15 protein-coding genes and 1 tRNA gene are annotated in these 18,784 nt (G+C 62.8%); 11 read left to right on the forward strand and 5 right to left on the reverse strand.

From position 1 onward, the window contains the following. Positions 1-14 precede the first annotated feature (14 nt). Positions 15-1,085, forward strand: coding sequence for a 2Fe-2S iron-sulfur cluster-binding protein (locus Q1A71_RS05930; protein ID WP_299672966.1), 1,071 nt, complete (start codon positions 15-17; stop codon positions 1,083-1,085). A gap of 198 nt (positions 1,086-1,283) precedes the next feature. On the opposite strand, the gene Q1A71_RS05935 is transcribed toward Q1A71_RS05930, so the two are convergent. From Q1A71_RS05935 to paaI, 3 genes are read right to left on the reverse strand one after another with little or no spacing between them, the layout of a single operon-like run. Continuing rightward, positions 1,284-1,901, reverse strand: a complete 618-nt coding sequence (locus tag Q1A71_RS05935) for a TetR/AcrR family transcriptional regulator (protein ID WP_299672969.1) — start codon at positions 1,899-1,901, stop codon at positions 1,284-1,286. Between the two features lie 4 nt (positions 1,902-1,905). Then, the gene (gene paaK, locus Q1A71_RS05940) at positions 1,906-3,195 is read right to left on the reverse strand and encodes a phenylacetate--CoA ligase PaaK (RefSeq protein ID WP_299672972.1); all 1,290 of its coding nucleotides are present in this window, start codon (positions 3,193-3,195) and stop codon (positions 1,906-1,908) included. Then, on the reverse strand, positions 3,192-3,641 hold the full coding sequence (paaI, locus tag Q1A71_RS05945; protein ID WP_299672974.1) for a hydroxyphenylacetyl-CoA thioesterase PaaI: 450 nt from the start codon (positions 3,639-3,641) through the stop codon (positions 3,192-3,194). The genes paaK and paaI overlap by 4 nt, the downstream gene beginning before the upstream one ends. Before the next feature lie 89 nt (positions 3,642-3,730). Between paaI and paaZ the strand changes: the two genes are divergently transcribed. After that, positions 3,731-5,767: a phenylacetic acid degradation bifunctional protein PaaZ gene (gene paaZ, locus Q1A71_RS05950; RefSeq protein WP_299672976.1), complete on the forward strand. Its 2,037-nt coding sequence runs from the start codon at positions 3,731-3,733 to the stop codon at positions 5,765-5,767. Positions 5,768-5,806: 39 nt separating this feature from the next. After that, entirely contained in the window at positions 5,807-6,592 is a 786-nt protein-coding gene (locus Q1A71_RS05955; RefSeq protein ID WP_299672978.1) for a PaaX family transcriptional regulator C-terminal domain-containing protein, read from the forward strand. Between the two features lie 769 nt (positions 6,593-7,361). On the opposite strand, the gene Q1A71_RS05960 is transcribed toward Q1A71_RS05955, so the two are convergent. Next, positions 7,362-7,447, reverse strand: a tRNA-Leu gene (locus tag Q1A71_RS05960). Between the two features lie 175 nt (positions 7,448-7,622). Here Q1A71_RS05960 and Q1A71_RS05965 point away from each other — a divergent pair. Continuing rightward, positions 7,623-8,606, forward strand: coding sequence for a complex I NDUFA9 subunit family protein (locus Q1A71_RS05965; RefSeq protein WP_299672981.1), 984 nt, complete (start codon positions 7,623-7,625; stop codon positions 8,604-8,606). Here Q1A71_RS05965 and Q1A71_RS05970 read toward each other — a convergent pair. Then, a complete protein-coding gene (locus Q1A71_RS05970) occupies positions 8,603-9,406 on the reverse strand; it encodes an undecaprenyl-diphosphate phosphatase (protein WP_299672984.1) in 804 nt (267 codons plus the stop codon). The genes Q1A71_RS05965 and Q1A71_RS05970 overlap by 4 nt on opposite strands. Before the next feature lie 224 nt (positions 9,407-9,630). Between Q1A71_RS05970 and Q1A71_RS05975 the strand changes: the two genes are divergently transcribed. The 7 genes from Q1A71_RS05975 (at position 9,631) to Q1A71_RS06005 (ending at position 18,778) form a co-directional block, all read left to right on the forward strand. Beyond that, the gene (locus Q1A71_RS05975; RefSeq protein ID WP_299672988.1) at positions 9,631-11,064 is read left to right on the forward strand and encodes an NAD(P)-dependent oxidoreductase; all 1,434 of its coding nucleotides are present in this window, start codon (positions 9,631-9,633) and stop codon (positions 11,062-11,064) included. Positions 11,065-11,156: 92 nt separating this feature from the next. Continuing rightward, positions 11,157-11,852, forward strand: coding sequence for a hypothetical protein (locus Q1A71_RS05980; RefSeq protein WP_299672991.1), 696 nt, complete (start codon positions 11,157-11,159; stop codon positions 11,850-11,852). Continuing rightward, positions 11,845-12,270, forward strand: coding sequence for a GFA family protein (locus tag Q1A71_RS05985; RefSeq protein WP_299672994.1), 426 nt, complete (start codon positions 11,845-11,847; stop codon positions 12,268-12,270). Before Q1A71_RS05980 ends, Q1A71_RS05985 begins: the two co-directional genes overlap by 8 nt. Further along, entirely contained in the window at positions 12,267-12,746 is a 480-nt protein-coding gene (locus tag Q1A71_RS05990; protein ID WP_299672997.1) for a GFA family protein, read from the forward strand. Before Q1A71_RS05985 ends, Q1A71_RS05990 begins: the two co-directional genes overlap by 4 nt. Then, the gene (gltB, locus tag Q1A71_RS05995; RefSeq protein ID WP_299673000.1) at positions 12,746-17,278 is read left to right on the forward strand and encodes a glutamate synthase large subunit; all 4,533 of its coding nucleotides are present in this window, start codon (positions 12,746-12,748) and stop codon (positions 17,276-17,278) included. Before Q1A71_RS05990 ends, gltB begins: the two co-directional genes overlap by 1 nt. 51 nt (positions 17,279-17,329) lie before the next feature. After that, positions 17,330-18,058 (forward strand): monofunctional biosynthetic peptidoglycan transglycosylase, encoded by a 729-nt coding sequence (gene mtgA, locus Q1A71_RS06000; protein ID WP_299673003.1) that lies wholly within the window; start codon positions 17,330-17,332, stop codon positions 18,056-18,058. A gap of 54 nt (positions 18,059-18,112) precedes the next feature. After that, complete coding sequence (locus Q1A71_RS06005; protein ID WP_299673006.1) at positions 18,113-18,778, forward strand: glutathione S-transferase family protein; 666 nt, start codon at positions 18,113-18,115, stop codon at positions 18,776-18,778. Positions 18,779-18,784: the final 6 nt, after the last annotated feature.

Below are 18,784 nucleotides of genomic sequence, written 5' to 3' on the forward strand. Positions count from 1 at the left end.
AAAGAGGATTTGTGATGGCGCGGTTTCATGAGCTGACCGTTACCGATGTGCGCAAGACCATCCGCGATGCGGTGGTGGTCACACTGGCACCGCGCAATGGCGGCAACTTCGATTTCATTCAAGGCCAGTATCTGACCTTCCGTCGCGCGTTCGACGGTGTCGAAGTGCGGCGCTCCTACTCGATCTGCTCAGGCCGAAACGAAGGCGTGCTGCAGGTCGGGATCAAGAAGGTGGACGGAGGCGCGTTTTCGAACTGGGCCAATGAGGAATTGCAGCCGGGCATGGTCGTCGAGGCCATGGAGCCCATGGGCAGCTTTCACGCTGCGCTCGACCCGGATGCTGCAAAGACCTACTTGGGTTTTGCTGGGGGCTCCGGCATCACGCCGGTCCTGTCGATCCTGAAGACGGTGCTCGCTGAGGAACCGAAGTCGCAGTTCACGCTGGTCTATGCCAACCGCGGAGTGAACACGATCATGTTTCGTGAGGACTTGGAGGACCTGAAGAACCGCTACATGGGACGGCTGAGTGTGATCCATGTGCTCGAATCAGACGCGCAGGAGATCGAGCTTTTCCGGGGGCGCGTCGACGAGGAGAAATGCGCGGCCCTGTTCGAGCATTGGATCGATATCACATCGGTCGACACGGCCTTCATCTGCGGGCCAGAGCCTATGATGCTGGGCATTTCAGCGGCGCTGAAGGATCATGGGCTGACCAAGGATCAGATCAAATTCGAACTGTTCAAGAGCGCGCAACCCGGACGGCTGACCCGGAAAGTCAGCTCCGATCTGGCCACAAGCAGGGAAAGGTCCACTCAGGCGCAGGTCACGCTCGACGGTGCAAGCGTGAGTTTTGACATGGACCGCGAAACGACGGTGCTGGAAGCGGCGCTCGCCAATGCGCTCGACGCACCGCACGCATGCAAGGCCGGGGTGTGCTCCACCTGCAAGTGCAAGGTGATCGAGGGCGAGGTCGAGATGGTCGCCAATCACGCGCTGGAGGACTATGAGGTCGAGCGCGGGTTCATCCTGTCATGCCAGTCCTTCCCGATCACCGACACGCTGGTGGTGGATTACGACCAGCACTAGTCTGTCGATTTAAGGTAGGGAAACGCGTTGAGAGCCTCGACTGACCAAGGGTGTGTTTGAAACAACTGCATAACACGGGTGATCTCCAGAAAGGCCACAGTCGTATGACCTGCAAGGTCGCCAAATCGCTCTCGGGTGGTGCCATCGGGCGAGGCATGCCGACCGCTGCCCTTTAGATCCGCGCGGGGCAGACCGGCCTCAAAGCGAGTCGGATTGAGTGTCCAACCCGCGCACCCCGTTCACCGACATGCTCGCGACCAGCCGCGCATAGTCTTCCCGCGCGGCACGGTCTGCGCCCGGGTTCCACATGTAGAACCAATTGATCATCCCGAAGACCGACATGGTGGCGCTGCGCAACCGGCTCCCGTCTCCCTCAAACGCCGCCGGCGCAATCTCCCGCAGCGTGTCGGAGAGGCGCCGCACCATCTCGCGCTGGTAGGCTTTCAAGACCTCCTGCTGTTCTGAGGAAAGCAACGGCAGACCTTCCGACTGGATCTTGTGTTCTGCGTCCATTCCCTCATAGGCCAGCAAGGCCTCTCGTACGAAATACACCACGCGGTCCTCCGGCGCCGCGGCCGACATGTCGAGACCGCACAGCCGGTCACGCAGCTCTGACAAGTACGTGTCGAGGATGTCGAAAAGTAACGCATCCTTACTATCGTAATAATGATAAATGTTGGCCTTCGAGATCCCGCAGGCGGTCGCGATCTGCGACATGGACGCGCGCGCAAAACCCGCATTCGCAAAAACACGCGCCGCCGTCTTGAGGATATGCGTTCGTTTCTGATCGTGATCCTTGGCGATGGTCCGCGCCATGCCCTCAGCCCCCGCGCTTGTCGATCACCCGCACAGCCTTGCCCTGCGACCGCGCGACCGAGCCCGGAGCGCCGACCACGACCTCGGTCGAGACGCCAACCACAGCCTTGATGCGCTTTCGCAGCGCGGTCCCAAGCTCCAAAGCGCCACCGTCCGCCTCGACCAGTACGCGCATCGCATCCATCGGCCCGTCCTTTACGAGTTCGATCTGGAAATGCGGGGCGAGGCCCTCAGTCGCCATAACCTGCTCCTCGATCTGGGTCGGGAAGACATTCACACCGCGCAGGATGATCATGTCGTCCGAGCGTCCTGTGATCTTGTCCATACGCCGCATTGAGCGTGCAGAGCCGGGGCGCAATCGCGTCAGATCGCGGGTGCGATAGCGGATCATCGGCATACCTTCCTTGGTCAGTGTGGTGAACACCAGCTCGCCTTCCTGCCCGTCCTCCAGCACCTCACCCGTCTCCGGGTCGATGATTTCGGGATAGAAGTGATCCTCCCAGATGTGCAGCCCGTCCTTCGTCTCGACGCATTCATTGGCGACGCCTGGGCCAATGATTTCCGATAGCCCGTAGATGTCGACGGCATGCATGTCGAAGGCCTGCTCCACCTCCTGACGCAGCGCGTTGGTCCAGGGTTCGGCCCCGAAGACCCCAACCTGCAGCGAGGTCTCGCGCGGATCACGGCCCGCGGCCCGGAACGCCTCCAGAATGTTCAGCATGTAAGACGGTGTGACGAGGATGCCTTTCGGCTCGAAGTCCGTGATCAGGCCGATCTGTTTCTCGGTCTGCCCGCCGCTCATCGGAACCACCATCGCGCCCAGCTTCTCGATCCCGTAGTGTGCGCCGAGGCCCCCGGTGAAGAGTCCGTAGCCATAGGCGTTGTGCACGGTATCACCGGCGCGCAGCCCCGAGGCGCGCAGCGACCGCGCCATGACAATCGCCCATGTGTCGATGTCTTTCGCGGTATAGCCCACCACCGTCGGTTTGCCCGTGGTGCCCGAGGAGGCGTGCACACGGATGATCTGTTCCTTTGGAACGGCGAACATGCCGAAGGGATAGTTGGCCCGCAAATCGTCCTTCTGCGTGAAGGGAAACCGCGCGAGATCCGACAGATCGTTCAGGTCGTCCGGATGCACCCCAGCCGCATCAAAACGCGCGCGATACATCGGCACATTCTCATAGGCGTGGCGCAGCGACCATGTCAGGCGCTCCAGCTGCACCTGTCGGATTTCATCAACCGAGGCAATCTCGATCGGGTCAAGCTCTTCTGGCCGGGGGGTGAGATCCTTCACGACGCATCCTCTCCGGTCTCATCGAACAGCCGACCCTTAATCTGCCGCGACAACCCGCGAAACTCGGCGATCACGGCGCCTGTCTGATTGGTCACCTGCACGTCGTAGATGCCGCTGCGTCCGTTGAGAGCCCGTTCCTCGGCCCGGGCGGTCAGCGTGTCACCCTGATGCGCCGGGGCGACATAGGTGATGCTGTTTTGCTGCGCGACCGTGGTCCTGTTCCGGCTGTTGCAGGCAAAAGCAAAAGCGCTGTCGGCGAGCGCAAAGGTGACGCCGCCATGACACATCCCATGCCCGTTGCAGTGATGCGGCTGAACCTCGAGGCTCAGCGTCGCTGTCCCCTCATCCACCTCGTGCAGCGCCATGCCCATCCAGTGCGACGCGCGATCCGGCGCCCACATCGCCTGAGCGGACCGTTCTGCCCGCTCTTTCGGAGTAAGTGTCATGGGCTCTGTCCAATCATATTTTCCGAGCATCTTGCATAAACCGACCGGTTGGTCAATAAATATGAAGTTGAGAAAATCCGGAGGCCACGATGACCCTGATCGACGTGAAAAGCTTTGCCGCGGGTCAGTGGATCGCCCCCGATGATGGCGCCCGGGTAATCGAGAATGCGGTCACCGGGAGAGTGATGGCGCGGGCGGGAAACCACGCGCTGGACGTACAGGCCATGCTCGACCATGCACGCGGTGTGGGCGGCCCGAACCTGCGCAAGCTCACCTTTCACGACCGGGCGCGGCTGCTCAAGGCGCTGGCGGCGCATCTGAACGCGCACAAGCAGGAGCTTTACGATCTCAGCTTTTGCACCGGCGCCACCCAATCCGATCATCTGATCGACATCGACGGCGGCATCGGCACCATGTTCGTCTTCGCCTCGAAAGGCCGCCGCGAGATGCCGGACGCGCATGTCTACCTCGACGGCGCGGTCGAGCAGCTCTCGCGCAACGGCAGCTTCCTGGGCCAGCACATCTGCACGCCCCTGCGTGGCGTCGCGGTGCATATCAATGCCTTCAACTTCCCGGTCTGGGGCATGCTGGAGAAACTTGCACCCGCGCTTCTGGCCGGCGTGCCGGCCATCGTGAAACCGGCCACAGCCACCTGCTATGTGACCGAATGCGCGGTGCAGATCATGCTCGAGAGCGGGCTGCTGCCCGAGGGCGCGCTGCAATTGGTCGCGGGAGGTTTAGGCGATATGCTGAATCATCTGACGCACCAGGATGTGGTCAGTTTCACCGGCTCCGCCGACACGGCGCTCAAGCTGCGCTCCGCACCCCACCTGTTGCAGAATTCGATCCGTTTCATTGCAGAACAGGACAGCCTCAACGCCTCGATCCTCGGCCCGGACGCGGCCCCAGGCACGCCGGAGTTCGATCTCTTCATCAAGGAAGTGCAGCGCGAGATGACGACGAAGGCAGGTCAGAAATGCACCGCCATTCGCCGTATCTTTGTCCCTGAGGCACAGATTGACGCTGTGACAGATGCGCTCTCCGCCCGGCTGGCGAAAACGGTGATTGGTGACCCGAAGGCTGAAGGCACGCGCATGGGCGCATTGGTGTCCAACGCACAGAAGCAGGATGTGCTCGACAAGGTGGGGCTCATTGGCACTGAAGCCGAGCGCATCTTCGGTGACCCACAAAGCTTCGAGGTGACCGGTGCCGACACTCAGGGGGGTGCCTTTTTGCCGCCGATGCTCTTCCACTGTGCTGATCCCGACAACGCGACCCATGTGCATGCAACCGAAGCCTTCGGGCCGGTATCGACCCTCATGGGGTACCGCGACCTCGACCACGCCATCACACTCGTGAACCGTGGGCAGGGCTCGTTGGTCGCCTCGGTCATCACCCACGACCCCGAAGTCGCCCGTCACGTGGCCCTGGGCACGGGCGCCTTCCACGGACGTCTTTATGTCAACAATCGCGACTCAATGGGGGAGAGCACCGGCCACGGCTCCCCCCTGCCGCATATGGTGCATGGCGGTCCGGGCCGTGCGGGCGGCGGAGAGGAGATGGGCGGCGTGCGCGGCGTGATGCATTATATGCAACGCACCGCCGTACAGGGCAGCCCCGACATTCTCACAGCGGTCACGGGCCAGTGGGTTCCGGGCGCGACCGAGAGCGAAGGCCCCGCGCATCCTTTCATGCGCGGCTTCGACGACCTGTCCATCGGCGAGACGCTGCACAGTGCCGCGCGGCAGGTCACGCTCGACGACATCGAAACCTTCGCCCATTTTACGGGTGATACCTTCTATGCCCATATGGATGACGCCGCCGCGAAACGGAACCCGTTCTTCCCCGGTCGGGTTGCCCATGGCTATCTGCTGATCAGCTTTGCCGCCGGACTCTTCGTGGAGCCTTCCGAGGGCCCGGTGCTGGCCAACACTGGGCTCGACAACCTGCGCTTCATGAAGCCGGTCGAGGCCGGAGACAGCCTCAAGGTGCGCCTGACCGTGAAGAAAAAGACCCGGCGCAACGACGACTATGGTGAAATACGCTGGCATGTGACGCTCACCAATCAAGACGACGACCTGGTCGCCGAATACGATCTGCTGACCATGAACGCTTATACATCCTGACCCCTTGGAGCGCTGCCCGCGACGCCCTAGAAGGAGCCCATGAGCCAACCGCTCCATCAAGATCTGGTCCGTTGTCTGACCGAGGAGACCTTGCCACCTGTTTGGTCGCTGCTCGTCACCGTGTTTGGCGATCTGGCCCAAGCACCCGGTGCGCAGGTCTCTGGCCGCGCGCTCAGCAGTCTAGGCGATGCCATCGGCGTCAAACCCGCTGCGCTGCGGGTCGCTCTGCACCGGCTGCGAAAAGACGGTTGGATCGAGAGCCGCCGCAGCGGTCGTGGGAGCTTTCACCAACTGACAGAGACGGGGTTGCAGCAATCCATCGCGGCGACTCCACGCATCTACGGAACCGCGCGCCCAAGCGCGGAGGCTTATCTGAGCGTTTTCGACCGTATGGGTGACAAGACTTTCCCGGAAGGCGTCTGGGTGATGCCAAACACGCTGATCTCGGCAGCAGATCCTGTCTCGGGCAATGCCTTCACGACCTCGCTGAGCCCCAACATCCGCCTACCGGAGTGGATGCGCGAGAAAATCTGCCCACGGGAGACGCTGGCACAGGCCATAGCCTTCGCCGAGCGCCTCGACCGCTGCGTCCGGTTGATGGAGGAGACCCGGGCGGTCTCGGTCAGGGACATAGCGGTGTTGAGGGTGCTGGTCGTTCACGGCTGGCGGAGGATTGTCCTGAAGGTCCCTGCCCTGCCGGATCACCTCTTTCCCGAGCCATGGCCCGGGCAAACCTGCCGTGGTCACGTGCGGCAGTTGTTGCTTGAGTATCCGCGGGTGGACTTGGCGGGACTTGGTGCTCTGAGCGGAGTTGAGAGCTCCTGAACCGCATCCAAAGGTGGGCGACTTCAGCGCGAGCCGGGGTGCAGCGCAAAGGAAAAGCGCCAGCCCTTTCCTACTGGTGGTCATCCCCGCGCAGCTGGTGTTCGAAGTCGCGCTTATGCGAAAGACGGATCACACGGCAAACTGTTTGTACGCGATGAGCCGCTGGCGAGTGTTATCGAGGAAGCACCAAATGGCTATGCGGGAAGGCGCTTTGGTACCCAGGCCGAAAAGTACGCTTACTACGTTTGCCAGACGAAAGAACATGCGCTAGCTACGGCAAGTCGATTGCCCGAGACAAGTTGGAGGGTGAGTTTGAAGAGCTGCTGCAGAACATCACGCCGACGAAGCCTGCCTTTGCGCTTGCCAGAACGATGTTCCGCAAGGCTTGGGACCAGCAGGTCGAAAGCGCCGAGCAGGGACGCAAAGAACTCCAAAAGCAGATCAACGCCACCGCCCGGAAGTCAGAGGAGATTCTCGACAAGATCGTCGCTACCACCAACGAACTGGAGCTCAACAAGGCCGCGCCCGAAGAAAAATTGCAAAATCAGGGGGAACCTTGCTGGCCATTCGAGGAGGCGCTCGAACACACCCTCAAAGTCGTCGTAAGTACTTGGAAAAAAACGAAAATGGTAGCTTCGAACTTCGCCGAGCTATCCTCAAACCAGTCCTTACAGCCCCCTGCACTACCACTGAAACGAGGGGCCTCGAACACCAAAATTAGCGTTTCCGCTCAATTCATTAGCGGAAAATTTTGCTGGAAATTCAAATATGGTGCCCAGGAGAGGACTCGAACCTCCACGTCCATACGGACACTAGCACCTGAAGCTAGCGCGTCTACCATTCCGCCACCTGGGCAGGTGTCGTGGAGCCTGCGTTTAAGCCCATGTCTGAAAGGTGTCAAACGGAATCTGGCGGATTTCAGGTGGTGCGCCTGAACGATATTGGCGCGAGTTGTGCTGCGCGGATTTGCACCTTGTTTCACTGCCGGTGCGGGAGTACATCCTGAGGGAGAGGAAGCAGCGAGGCGCTTATGTCGAAACTGGTGACAATCTATGGGGGTTCCGGCTTTGTCGGCCGCTATATCGCGCGGCGCATGGCCAAGGCGGGCTGGCGCGTGCGTGTCGCTGTCCGCCGCCCAAACGAGGCGATCTTCGTGAAGCCCTACGGCGTTGTCGGCCAGGTCGAGCCGGTGCTCTGCAACATCCGCGACGATGCCTCGGTCCGCGCGGTCATGTCGGGCGCGGATGCGGTTGTGAACTGCGTGGGCATTCTGGCCGAGGTCGGTAAGAACCAGTTCGACGCGGTTCAGGCAGACGGCGCCGAACGTGTCGCGCGGATTGCTGCGGAAGAGCAGGTTGACCGGCTTGTGCATGTGTCGGCCAATGGCGCTGATGCCGAGGCCGCGAGCGACTATGCGCGGACAAAGGCGGAAGGCGAGGCTGGCGTTCTGGCCCATATGCCGGGCGCTGTGATCCTGCGGCCGTCCATTGTTTTTGGGCCGGAGGATCAGTTCTTCAATCGCTTTGCATCCATGAGCCGTCTGGGTCCGGTGCTGCCCGTCGTGGGCGCCGAAACCCGGTTCCAACCGGTCTATGTGGACGATGTGGCGAAGGCGGCGGAGCTGGCGCTGACGGGCACGGTCGATCCTGGCATCTATGAACTCGGCGGGCCTGAGGTGGCCACCTTCCGGGAGCTCATGCAGCAGATGTTGGCAGTGATCCACCGCCGTCGGCTGGTGATGAATGTGCCGTTCTTTGCGGCCCGGATCATGGCGTTCGGCTTCGATATGCTGCAGGCGGTGACCTTCGGGCTGATCACAAACGGGATGATCACGCGCGATCAGGTGCGCAACCTGGCCAATGACAATGTGGTCAGCGAAGATGCGAAGGGCTTTGCGGATTTGGGGATCACGCCTGTGACGATGGCTTCTGTACTGCCGGATTACCTGTGGCGGTTCCGCCCCTCCGGGCAGTATGATGCCATCAAGGAGTCGGCCAAGAACCTGCGCACCTAGCTGTAGGCATAGACCAGCAGCACGACGCCCAGGATCACCCGGTAAATCACGTAGGGCGTGAAGCTGACGCTGCGCAGAAGCCGCATCATCAGAACGAGTGCGACCAGTGCCGCGACGAAGGCGAAGGCGGCGGCGATGAGCCCGTCGCGGGCGACGGCCCAGTTCGCCTCCTGCACCACATCGAGACCCAGCAGCAGGCCCGATGCGGCGATGGTGGGGATCGACATCAGCATGGCCAGCTTGGCCGCGCTTTCGCGATCATACCCGAGTTTGCGGGCGGCGGTGATCGTGATGCCGGACCGCGAGGTGCCGGGGATCAGTGCGAGCACCTGCGCGAGCCCCATGCTCAACGCGTCCTTGAGCCGCCACTCCTCCGCCGCGCGGGTGTGGGCGCCGGTCTTATCAGCCCAGTAGAGCACCAGCCCGAAGCCCAGCATGGTCCAGCCGATCACGGCGACCGAGCGCAGCATCTCGTCAAGCCCGGAGAGCTTGATGGCGGCGCCCGCGATGACCACCGGGATGGTCGCAATCAGAAGGCAGAGCGCGAGGAAGGCGCCCTGGGTATCGACCCGCCCGTGCATCAGCCGCAGGCTTCCGGCGAGGGCGATCTTCACGTCTGCCCAGAAGTAGAGCACGACGGCGAAGAGCGTGCCCACGTGGACGGCCACGTCGATGGCAAGGCCCTGGTCCGGCCCGCCGGTCACGGTCGGAAGCAGCACGAGGTGGCCCGACGAGCTGACCGGCAGGAACTCGGTCAGACCCTGGATCGCGGCAACGAGGAACAGATTGAAAAGTGTCATGGAAATCGGACCGGGTTGGAGCTGCGCCTTTGTGGTATAAGGTCAGGGAATCAAATGAAAAGCCTCAAAAAAGGTCCGAATCGGAATTAAATTTCCGATAGCTTGGCCTCTTTTGCGCTGGATTGCGCCAAAATAACGTCACATAGGTAAGTACTACTGACTTTATTTCCTGTTTGAGTTCGCGTATGCGTGCGGTTCCGGGACTTTGGTGGAGGAAGCAGGCCGTGGCTGAGCAACCTATGTTGAAATTCGTGACCGTCGAACGTGACATGCCTGAGAAGCGTGCCGCAGATGTACGCCGTGAAGACTTCAATGAGATTTATGCCGAGTACGCCGAAGCCAAGGCGCAGGAGCAGTCGAGCCGCTGCAGCCAGTGTGGTGTGCCCTACTGTCAGAGCCATTGCCCGCTGCACAACAACATTCCCGACTGGCTGAAGCTGACCGCGGAAGGCCGTTTGCAGGAGGCCTATGAGGTCAGTCAGGCGACCAACACGTTTCCGGAAATCTGCGGCCGAATTTGCCCGCAGGACCGCCTGTGCGAAGGCAATTGCGTTATTGAGAAATCCGGCCATGGCACCGTGACCATCGGGGCGGTGGAGAAATACATCACCGACACCGCTTGGGAGCAGGGCTGGGTCCAGCCGATCGCGCCGCGGGCCGAGCGCAGCGAGAGCGTGGGCATCATCGGCGCGGGCCCCGGCGGGCTGGCGGCAGCCGACGTGCTGCGCCGTGCAGGTGTACAGGTCACCGTCTATGACCGCTATGACCGCGCGGGCGGGCTGCTGACCTACGGCATTCCGGGCTTCAAGCTGGAGAAAGACGTGGTTATGCGCCGCAACGACCAGTTGGAGCAGGGCGGCGTGACCTTCGAGCTGAATACCAACGTCGGCGAGGACATCAGCTTTGACGAGCTGCGGAGCCGTCACGACGCGGTGATCATTGCCACAGGTGTCTATAAATCAAGGGAAATCGAGGCGCCGGGTGTGGGGGCGACCGGCCTTGTGCGGGCGATTGATTTCCTGACCGCCTCGAACCGCAAGAGCTTTGGCGATGCGGTGCCGGAGTTCGATTCCGGGGCGCTGAATGCGGAAGGCAAGCGCGTCGTGGTGATCGGTGGTGGCGATACCGCGATGGACTGTGTGCGCACCTCGGTGCGGCAGGGCGCGACCAGCGTGAAATGCCTCTATCGTCGCGACCGCGCGAATATGCCGGGTTCGCAGCGCGAGGTGCAGAATGCCGAGGAAGAAGGCGTGATCTTCGAGTGGCTCTCGGCGCCCAAAGGCTTTGTCGGCGATCCGGTCACCGGGGTGATGGTGCAGAAGATGCGCCTCGGCGCGCCGGATGCGACCGGGCGGCAGGCCCCCGAGGTGATCGACGGCGCGGATTACGTGGAAGACGCCGATCTGGTGATCATGGCGCTGGGCTTTGAGCCCGAAGCGCTGCCCACGCTCTGGGACCAGCCGGAGCTGCCGGTGACACGCTGGGGCACGATCAAGGCGGCGTTCACCACGGGCGCAACCGACCTCGACGGCGTCTATGCGGTGGGCGACATCGTGCGGGGCGCGAGCCTCGTCGTCTGGGCCATTCGCGACGGGCGCGACTGTGCCGAGGCGATCCTGAAACGGCTTGGCGATGCGTCGGTGATGGCCGCCGAATAACCCCATCTGTGCCCTGTCGGTATCGCGTCGGTAAAACGTCGGTATTACGTCGGTGCGCAGCGTACGGTGAGAAACTGTTAAGGACAGCAACCATGACCCAACAGGCGCGCAGAGCGATTTGGACAACCGCCGTGACAGCGGCGCTGGTGAGCCTGCCCGCGAGCGCCGCGATGGCGGCGGACCCTCTGCGCGTGCCTGCGGGCTGCACCCCCGTGGTCACCGCGCATAAGAACGGCTGCACCGCGACCACGGTCCTGCACTGCGCGGACGACGGTTGGATGGCGCTGAGCTATCGGCGCGGCAGCCTGAACAACACGCTGCACTATGACACAGCCTGGGATTTCAAGATGTGGGAGACGGAAGGCGCGGGGGCGATGAACTTTGCCGCTGTGCCGGGCACGGGCAAGGCGCTGGATATGGCGGCCTTGACCGAGACGGGCGCACACACGCCAACGGGTGATTTCGTGATGAACAGCAACATCATCCGCGGGCAGGAGTACGCGCTGAGCGGCACCAGCACGGCCACGGGCGAGACGCTGGAGGTCAGCGGCGAGGTCTTCGACGTCTATCTGGCCGAGCGCGCTTTTGCCCGCAAGGGGGCGACGCAGGTGCTGAATTTCTCGACCGAGCTTCTGGTCTCGCAGTCGCGCGATCTGGTGCTGGAGGGGAATTTCAGCCGCGGGGTCAATAGCGGCCCGCGCGAGGCCTTCGATCTGAGACCACAGAGGATCTATGGGCCGGGGGAGGCGGGGTTTCTGGCCACCGCGTCGGAGTTTGGTTGTGGCTGAGGCGGCAAAAACCTTGACGGGGCGCTGCCTCTGCGGTGCGGTGACGCTGACCTTGCAGTCGGAGACACCACGCTTGCGGGCCTGCCACTGTGATATGTGCCGCCAGCATACAAGCGGCATGTTCATCTCGGTGGATACGGTGCCCGGAACGCTGGAGGTGCGCGGCCCGGCGCAGAGCTTTGCCTCCTCCGAGTGGGCCGAGCGCGGCTTCTGCGGCACCTGCGGCTCTACCCTATGGTACGGCACCGTGCATGACGGGATGCGACACCCGGCGGCGGGACTGTTCGATGCGGCGGACCTTGGGGAGATGACGCTGGAGTTCTTTGCCGATGAATGCCCGCAGGGCTATGCGCTGGCCGGAGAGCACCGGAAGCTGAGCACCGCTGAGACCATTGCGATGTTCGAGGGCGAGGCATGACGGACGCGGCGGCCAGAGAGGCGCTGATCGCGCCGCACCGGCGGACCGGGCGGATGTCGGGCCGATGCCTGTGCGGTGCGGTCAGAATCGAGATTGACGGCAATTACGTGGCGGCCATCGGCGCCTGCCATTGCGTGATGTGCCAGCGCTGGAACGGGATGCTGTTCGGCTCCTTTGTGGCCGATACGGAGGCGGTTACGGTCACGGGACCGGTCCGGAGCTATGCGTCCTCGTCCTTTTCGGAGCGGGGCTTTTGCGAGACCTGCGGAAGTTCGGTGTGGCTGCGGGCCACCGACCCGGAAGAGCCGGAAATCGAGCTTTTCCCGGGGCTTTTCAAGGAGGCGGCGGGTTTCGTGCTGCTGTCGGAAATCTATACCGATCTGGCGCCGAGTTATGCCTGCCTTTCAGGGGCGCACCGGCGCAAGACACGGGCCGAAGTACAAGCCCAACACCCATTCGTGGAAGGAGACAACTGATGACCATCTATGATGACGCCTGGGTGGCGCGCGAGGAAGCGAAGCGGGCGAGGATGGCCGAGACGGGGCTCTATGATCCGTCGGAGGAGCATTCCTCTTGTGGGGTGGGTCTCGTGGTGTCGGTTGATGGCACGAAGAGCCGGGGGGTTGTTGAGAACGGCATCAAGGCGTTGAAGGCGATCTGGCACCGGGGTGCTGTGGATGCGGACGGCAAGACCGGCGACGGCGCGGGCATTCATGTGCAGATCCCGGTGGAGTTCTTTTACGATCAGGTGAAGCGCACCGGGCATGACCCGCGTGAAGATGAGATGATCGCCGTGGGGCAGGTGTTCCTGCCGCGCACGGATTTCGGCGCGCAGGAGACCTGCCGGACGATTGTCGAGACCGAAGTGCTGCGCATGGGCTATTACATCTATGGCTGGCGGCATGTGCCGGTGGACATCTCCTGCCTCGGCGAGAAGGCGAATGCGACGCGGCCCGAGATCGAGCAGATCCTGATCTCCAACGCGAAGGGCGTGGATGAGGACACCTTTGAACGCGAGCTTTACGTCATACGGCGGCGTATTGAAAAGGCGGCTTTGGCGGCACAGGTGCCGACGCTGTATATCGCGTCCATGTCCTGCCGGTCGATCATCTATAAGGGGATGATGCTGGCCGAGCAGGTGGCGGAATTCTATCCCGACCTGATGGACGCGCGCTTCGAGAGTGCGTTTGCGATCTATCACCAGCGCTATTCCACGAACACCTTCCCGCAGTGGTGGCTGGCGCAGCCGTTCCGGATGCTGGCGCATAACGGCGAGATCAACACGCTGAAGGGCAACCTCAACTGGATGAAGAGCCACGAGATCCGCATGGCGTCTGGCGCCTTTGGCGAGATGGCCGAGGATATCAAGCCGATCGTCGCCTCTGGCTCGAGCGATAGCGCGGCGCTGGATGCGGTGTTCGAGGTGCTGGTGCGCGCTGGGCGGAATGCGCCGATGGCGAAGACCATGCTGGTGCCGGAGAGCTGGTCGAAACAGGCGGTGGAACTCCCGCAGAGCTGGCGCGACATGTATTCCTATTGCAACTCTGTGATGGAGCCCTGGGACGGGCCTGCCGCGCTGGCGATGACCGATGGGCGCTGGGTCTGCGCCGGGCTCGACAGGAACGGGCTGCGACCGATGCGCTATGTGGTCACGAATGACGGTATGGTGATCGCCGGATCCGAGACCGGGATGGTGCCGCTCGATGAGGCCAATGTGGTCGAGAAAGGTGCGCTGGGCCCGGGGCAGTTGCTGGCGGTGGATATGGCCGAGGGCAAGCTCTACCACGACCGGGCGATCAAGGATGCGTTGGCGTCCTCGCAGCCCTTCAGTGACTGGGTCGGCAAGATCAACGACATTGAAGAGGCGCTCGACGATGTGGTCGAGCAGCCGCTCTTCAGCGGAGCGGAGCTGCGGCGCCGGCAGGTGGCAGCGGGCTATACCATTGAGGAGCTGGAACAAATCCTGGCGCCGATGGCCGAGGATGCCAAGGAAACGCTGGCCTCCATGGGCGATGACACGCCCTCGGCGGTGCTCTCGGGCAAGTACCGCCCGCTGAGCCATTTCTTCCGGCAGAACTTCAGCCAGGTGACCAACCCGCCGATTGACTCATTGCGCGAATACCGCGTGATGAGCCTGAAGACGCGGTTCGGTAACCTCAAGAACGTGCTGGATGAGGACAGCAGCCAGACCGAGATTTTCACGCTCGACAGCCCGTTTCTGGGCAATGCGCAATTCGACGAGCTGATCCGGCATTTCAACACGGATGTGGTGACCATCGACTGCACCTTCGCGCCCGGCACCGGCAATTTGAGCGCCGGGCTCGCACGGATTCGAGCGGAAGCGGAAGATGCTGTCCGCTCGGGCGCGGGGCATATCATCCTGACCGACCAGGAGAGCGGGCCGGAGAAGGTCGCCATGCCGATGATCCTGGCAACCTCTGCGGTGCACAGCCACCTGGTGCGCAAGGGGCTGCGGACCTTTACCTCGATCAACGTGCGCTCTGCCGAATGTGTGGACCCGCATTATTTTGCGGTGCTGATCGGTGCGGGAGCGACCACGGTGAACGCCTATCTGGCGGAGGATTCGCTGGCGGACCGCATCGACCGCGGGCTGCTCGACATGAGCCTGACCACGGCGATTGACCGCTATCGCATCGCCATCGACCAGGGCCTGTTGAAGATCATGGCGAAGATGGGGATCTCGGTGATTTCCTCTTATCGCGGCGGGTTGAACTTCGAAGCGGTCGGCCTCAGCCGGGCTATGTGTGCGGAGTATTTCCCGGGCATGACCAGCCGGATTTCCGGCATTGGCGTCAGCGGCATCCAGCGCAAGGCGGAGGAAGTGCACGCGAAGGCCTGGGGCGGCCCGGCCTCGGTGCTGCCGATTGGCGGGTTCTACAAGGCGCGGCAGTCGGGCGAGACCCACGCCTGGGAAGCGACCTCGATGCACATGATGCAGATGGCGTGCAACCGCGCGTCCTACGAGATGTGGAAGCAGTATTCGGCGAAGATGAAGTCGAACCCGCCCATTCATCTGCGCGATTTGCTGGACATCAAACCACTTGGCACGCCGGTGCCGATCGAGGAGGTGGAAAGCATCACCTCCATACGCAAGCGTTTTGTCACGCCGGGTATGAGCCTCGGTGCACTGAGCCCGGAGGCGCATAAGACGCTGAACGTGGCGATGAACCGGATTGGCGCGAAATCGGATTCGGGGGAAGGCGGGGAGGACCCGGCGCATTTCGTGCCGGAGCCGAATGGCGACAACCCCTCGGCCAAGATTAAGCAGGTGGCCTCGGGGCGCTTTGGCGTGACGGCGGAATACCTGAACCAGTGTGAAGAGCTGGAGATCAAGGTGGCGCAGGGTGCCAAGCCCGGAGAGGGTGGGCAGCTGCCCGGCATGAAGGTCACGGACCTGATTGCGCGGCTGCGGCACTCGACCAAGGGGGTGACGCTGATTTCGCCGCCGCCGCACCACGATATCTATTCCATCGAGGATCTGGCGCAGCTGATCTATGACCTGAAACAGATCAACCCGCGCGCCAAGGTGACGGTCAAGCTGGTGGCGTCCTCCGGGGTGGGCACCATTGCTGCAGGGGTGGCCAAGGCCAAGGCGGATGTGATCCTGATTTCCGGGCACAACGGCGGCACCGGGGCCTCGCCTGCGACCTCGATCAAATATGCGGGCCTGCCCTGGGAGATGGGGCTGACCGAGGCGCATCAGGTGCTGAGCATGAACAACCTGCGCGAGCGGGTGACGCTGCGCACGGATGGCGGTCTGCGCACCGGGCGGGACATCGTGATGGCGGCGATGCTGGGGGCCGAGGAATACGGCATCGGTACGGCGGCGCTGATCGCCATGGGCTGTATCATGGTGCGGCAGTGCCAGTCGAACACTTGCCCGGTGGGCGTGTGTACGCAGGACGACTCCTTGCGCGCCAAGTTCACCGGCAACGCCGATAAGGTGGTGAACCTGATCACCTTCTACGCGACCGAAGTGCGGGAGATCCTCGCGTCGATTGGGGCGCGGTCCTTGGACGATGTGATCGGGCGCGCGGATCTGCTGGCGCAGGTCTCGCGGGGCTCGTCGCATCTGGATGATCTGGATCTCAACCCGCTGCTGATCACCGTCGATGGCGCGGCGGACATCGTTTACGACCGCAATCGCAAGCGCAACAAGGTGCCCGCCACGCTGGATGCGGAGATCGTGCGCGATGCCAAGCGGTTCCTCGAAGACGGTGAGAAGATGCAGCTGAGCTATGCGGTGCAGAACACACATCGGACCGTGGGGACGCGCACGTCGAGCCATATCGTGAAGCAGTTCGGGATGCGTAATACGCTGCAGCCGGATCATTTGACGGTGAAACTGTCGGGCTCGGCGGGGCAATCGCTGGGGGCGTTTGCGGCACCGGGGCTGAAGCTGGAAGTCTCGGGGGATGCGAATGACTATGTGGGCAAGGGGCTCTCGGGCGGTATGATCGTGGTGCGCCCGCCCATGGCCTCGCCCATCGAGGCGGCCAAGAACACCATCATCGGAAATACGGTACTGTATGGTGCGACGGATGGGTATCTGTTCGCCGCCGGGCGCGCGGGCGAGCGCTTTGCGGTGCGGAACTCGGGCGCCAAGGTGGTGATCGAGGGCTGCGGGTCGAACGGCTGTGAGTATATGACCGGCGGGGTTGCGGTGATCCTCGGTGAGATCGGGGCCAACTTCGGCGCGGGCATGACCGGGGGCATGGCGTTCCTCTACGATCCGGAGGGGACGGCGCCCGCGTTGATGAACATGGAGACGCTGGTGACCTGTCCGGTCACGGTGGATCACTGGATCGGGCAATTGAAAGAGCTGCTGGAGATGCATCTGCGCGAGACGGGCAGCCGCCGGACGGCGGATATCCTGCAACACTGGGAGGCCGAGAAGGCGCATTTCCTGCAGGTGTGCCCGAAAGAGATGCTCGACAAGCTGCCGGCGCCCCTGGGGCTGGAGAACGAGGCGATCCCGGCGGAATAACTCTGCTGCGCGGCGGTTCACAAGACCGCCGCGCCGCCCTATAGCTGGCCCATGGCGAAACGGGCGACAAAAAAGAGCAGGCGCTCCCGCAAGACATCGAAACGGTCCAACCCGCTGCGGCGGGTGGTGCGTTATGCCGGGCGCGGGCTGCTTGTGGTGGTGGGGATCGTGCTGGCGCTGATTGCGCTGGGCACGGTCGTGAACCCGCCGACGACGCCTTACATGTTCGCGGAATCGCGGCGGCTGGGGGGCGTGGAGCAGTCCTGGGTGCCGCTGGAGGAGGTGGCGCCGGTGATGGCGCGGTCGGTCGTGGCTGCCGAAGATGCGAATTTCTGCCTGCACTGGGGGTTCGACCTCGCCGCGATCAAGGACGCGATCGCCGATGGAGGCAACCGGGGGGCCTCGACCCTGAGCCAGCAGACGGTGAAGAATGTCTATCTCTGGCATGGGCGCAATTATACGCGGAAGGCGCTGGAGGCGCTGTTCACCCCGGTGCTGGAGGCGATCTGGTCCAAAGAGCGGATCGTCGAGGTCTATCTGAACGTGGCGGAGTTCGATGAGGGTGTCTTTGGTGTCGGGGCGGCGGCGCGGCATTATTTCGGCGTTTCGGCGGGGGATTTGTCGGCGGAGCAGGCGGCGCGGCTGGCGGCGATCCTGCCGGACCCGAAGGGCCGCTCGGCCAGCAGGCCCTCGGATTTCGTGGTGAAACGGACGCGCGCGGTGCGGTCCGGGGCTGCAACAATCCGCAAAGATGGCCGCGCGGCCTGTTTCGAGAGTTGAAACCGGGGGCCGCAAGGGGCATTGAGGACGGAGTATCTCTGACCGGAAGACCCCATGGCCCGCCTGTTTCACGTCCCCCTCTCTCCCTTTTGCCGGAAAGTGCGCCTGAGCCTGGCGGAAAAGAAGATCGAGGTCGAGCTGGTCGAGGAGAGATACTGGGAGCAGGATCCGGACTTCATGCGCCGCAATCCGGCCGGTCAGGTGCCTGTGCTGCGGCTCGACGGGGTCATGATGGCGGAAAGCGGCGCGATCTGCGAGTATATCGAGGAAACCCGGCCCGACCCCGCCTTGATGCCGAAAGATCCGGTGGCGCGGCAGGAGGTGCGGCGGCTGGTGGGCTGGTTCGACGACAAGTTTCACCGGGAGGTCACCTCGAAGCTGCTTTATGAGCGGGTCAACAAGAAGGTGATGAAGCAGGGGTATCCCGACAGCGGACATGTGAAGGCAGGGGCGAAGGCGATCAAGTATCACCTCGATTACATGACCTGGCTGCTGGATCATCGGCGCTGGCTGGCGGGGGATGTGATGACGCTGGCGGATTTTGCGGCTGCGGCGCATCTGAGCGCGCTCGATTACATCTCGGACGTGGATTGGAACCGCTCGGAGGTGGTCAAGGACTGGTACGCGAAGATCAAGTCGCGGCCTGCGTTCCGCTCGATCCTGGCCGATCAGGTCCCCGGGTTTCCGCCGCCGCGCCATTACAATGACCTGGATTTTTGAGGCGGT

It is taken from the genome of uncultured Roseobacter sp. (assembly GCF_947493125.1).
Classification (GTDB): Bacteria; Pseudomonadota; Alphaproteobacteria; order Rhodobacterales; family Rhodobacteraceae; genus Roseobacter.

What these genes read in the sequence shown, in the direction of transcription:
- Q1A71_RS05930 (WP_299672966.1), top strand. Translation starts at nt 15, where the DNA reads ATGGCGCGGTTTCATGAGCTGACCGTTACCGATGTGCGCAAGACCATC.
- Q1A71_RS05935 (WP_299672969.1), bottom strand. Translation starts at nt 1,901, where the DNA reads ATGGCGCGGACCATCGCCAAGGATCACGATCAGAAACGAACGCATATC.
- paaI (WP_299672974.1), bottom strand. Translation starts at nt 3,641, where the DNA reads ATGACACTTACTCCGAAAGAGCGGGCAGAACGGTCCGCTCAGGCGATG.
- paaZ (WP_299672976.1), top strand. Translation starts at nt 3,731, where the DNA reads ATGACCCTGATCGACGTGAAAAGCTTTGCCGCGGGTCAGTGGATCGCC.
- Q1A71_RS05955 (WP_299672978.1), top strand. Translation starts at nt 5,807, where the DNA reads ATGAGCCAACCGCTCCATCAAGATCTGGTCCGTTGTCTGACCGAGGAG.
- Q1A71_RS05965 (WP_299672981.1), top strand. Translation starts at nt 7,623, where the DNA reads ATGTCGAAACTGGTGACAATCTATGGGGGTTCCGGCTTTGTCGGCCGC.
- Q1A71_RS05970 (WP_299672984.1), bottom strand. Translation starts at nt 9,406, where the DNA reads ATGACACTTTTCAATCTGTTCCTCGTTGCCGCGATCCAGGGTCTGACC.
- Q1A71_RS05980 (WP_299672991.1), top strand. Translation starts at nt 11,157, where the DNA reads ATGACCCAACAGGCGCGCAGAGCGATTTGGACAACCGCCGTGACAGCG.
- Q1A71_RS05990 (WP_299672997.1), top strand. Translation starts at nt 12,267, where the DNA reads ATGACGGACGCGGCGGCCAGAGAGGCGCTGATCGCGCCGCACCGGCGG.
- gltB (WP_299673000.1), top strand. Translation starts at nt 12,746, where the DNA reads ATGACCATCTATGATGACGCCTGGGTGGCGCGCGAGGAAGCGAAGCGG.
- mtgA (WP_299673003.1), top strand. Translation starts at nt 17,330, where the DNA reads ATGGCGAAACGGGCGACAAAAAAGAGCAGGCGCTCCCGCAAGACATCG.
- Q1A71_RS06005 (WP_299673006.1), top strand. Translation starts at nt 18,113, where the DNA reads ATGGCCCGCCTGTTTCACGTCCCCCTCTCTCCCTTTTGCCGGAAAGTG.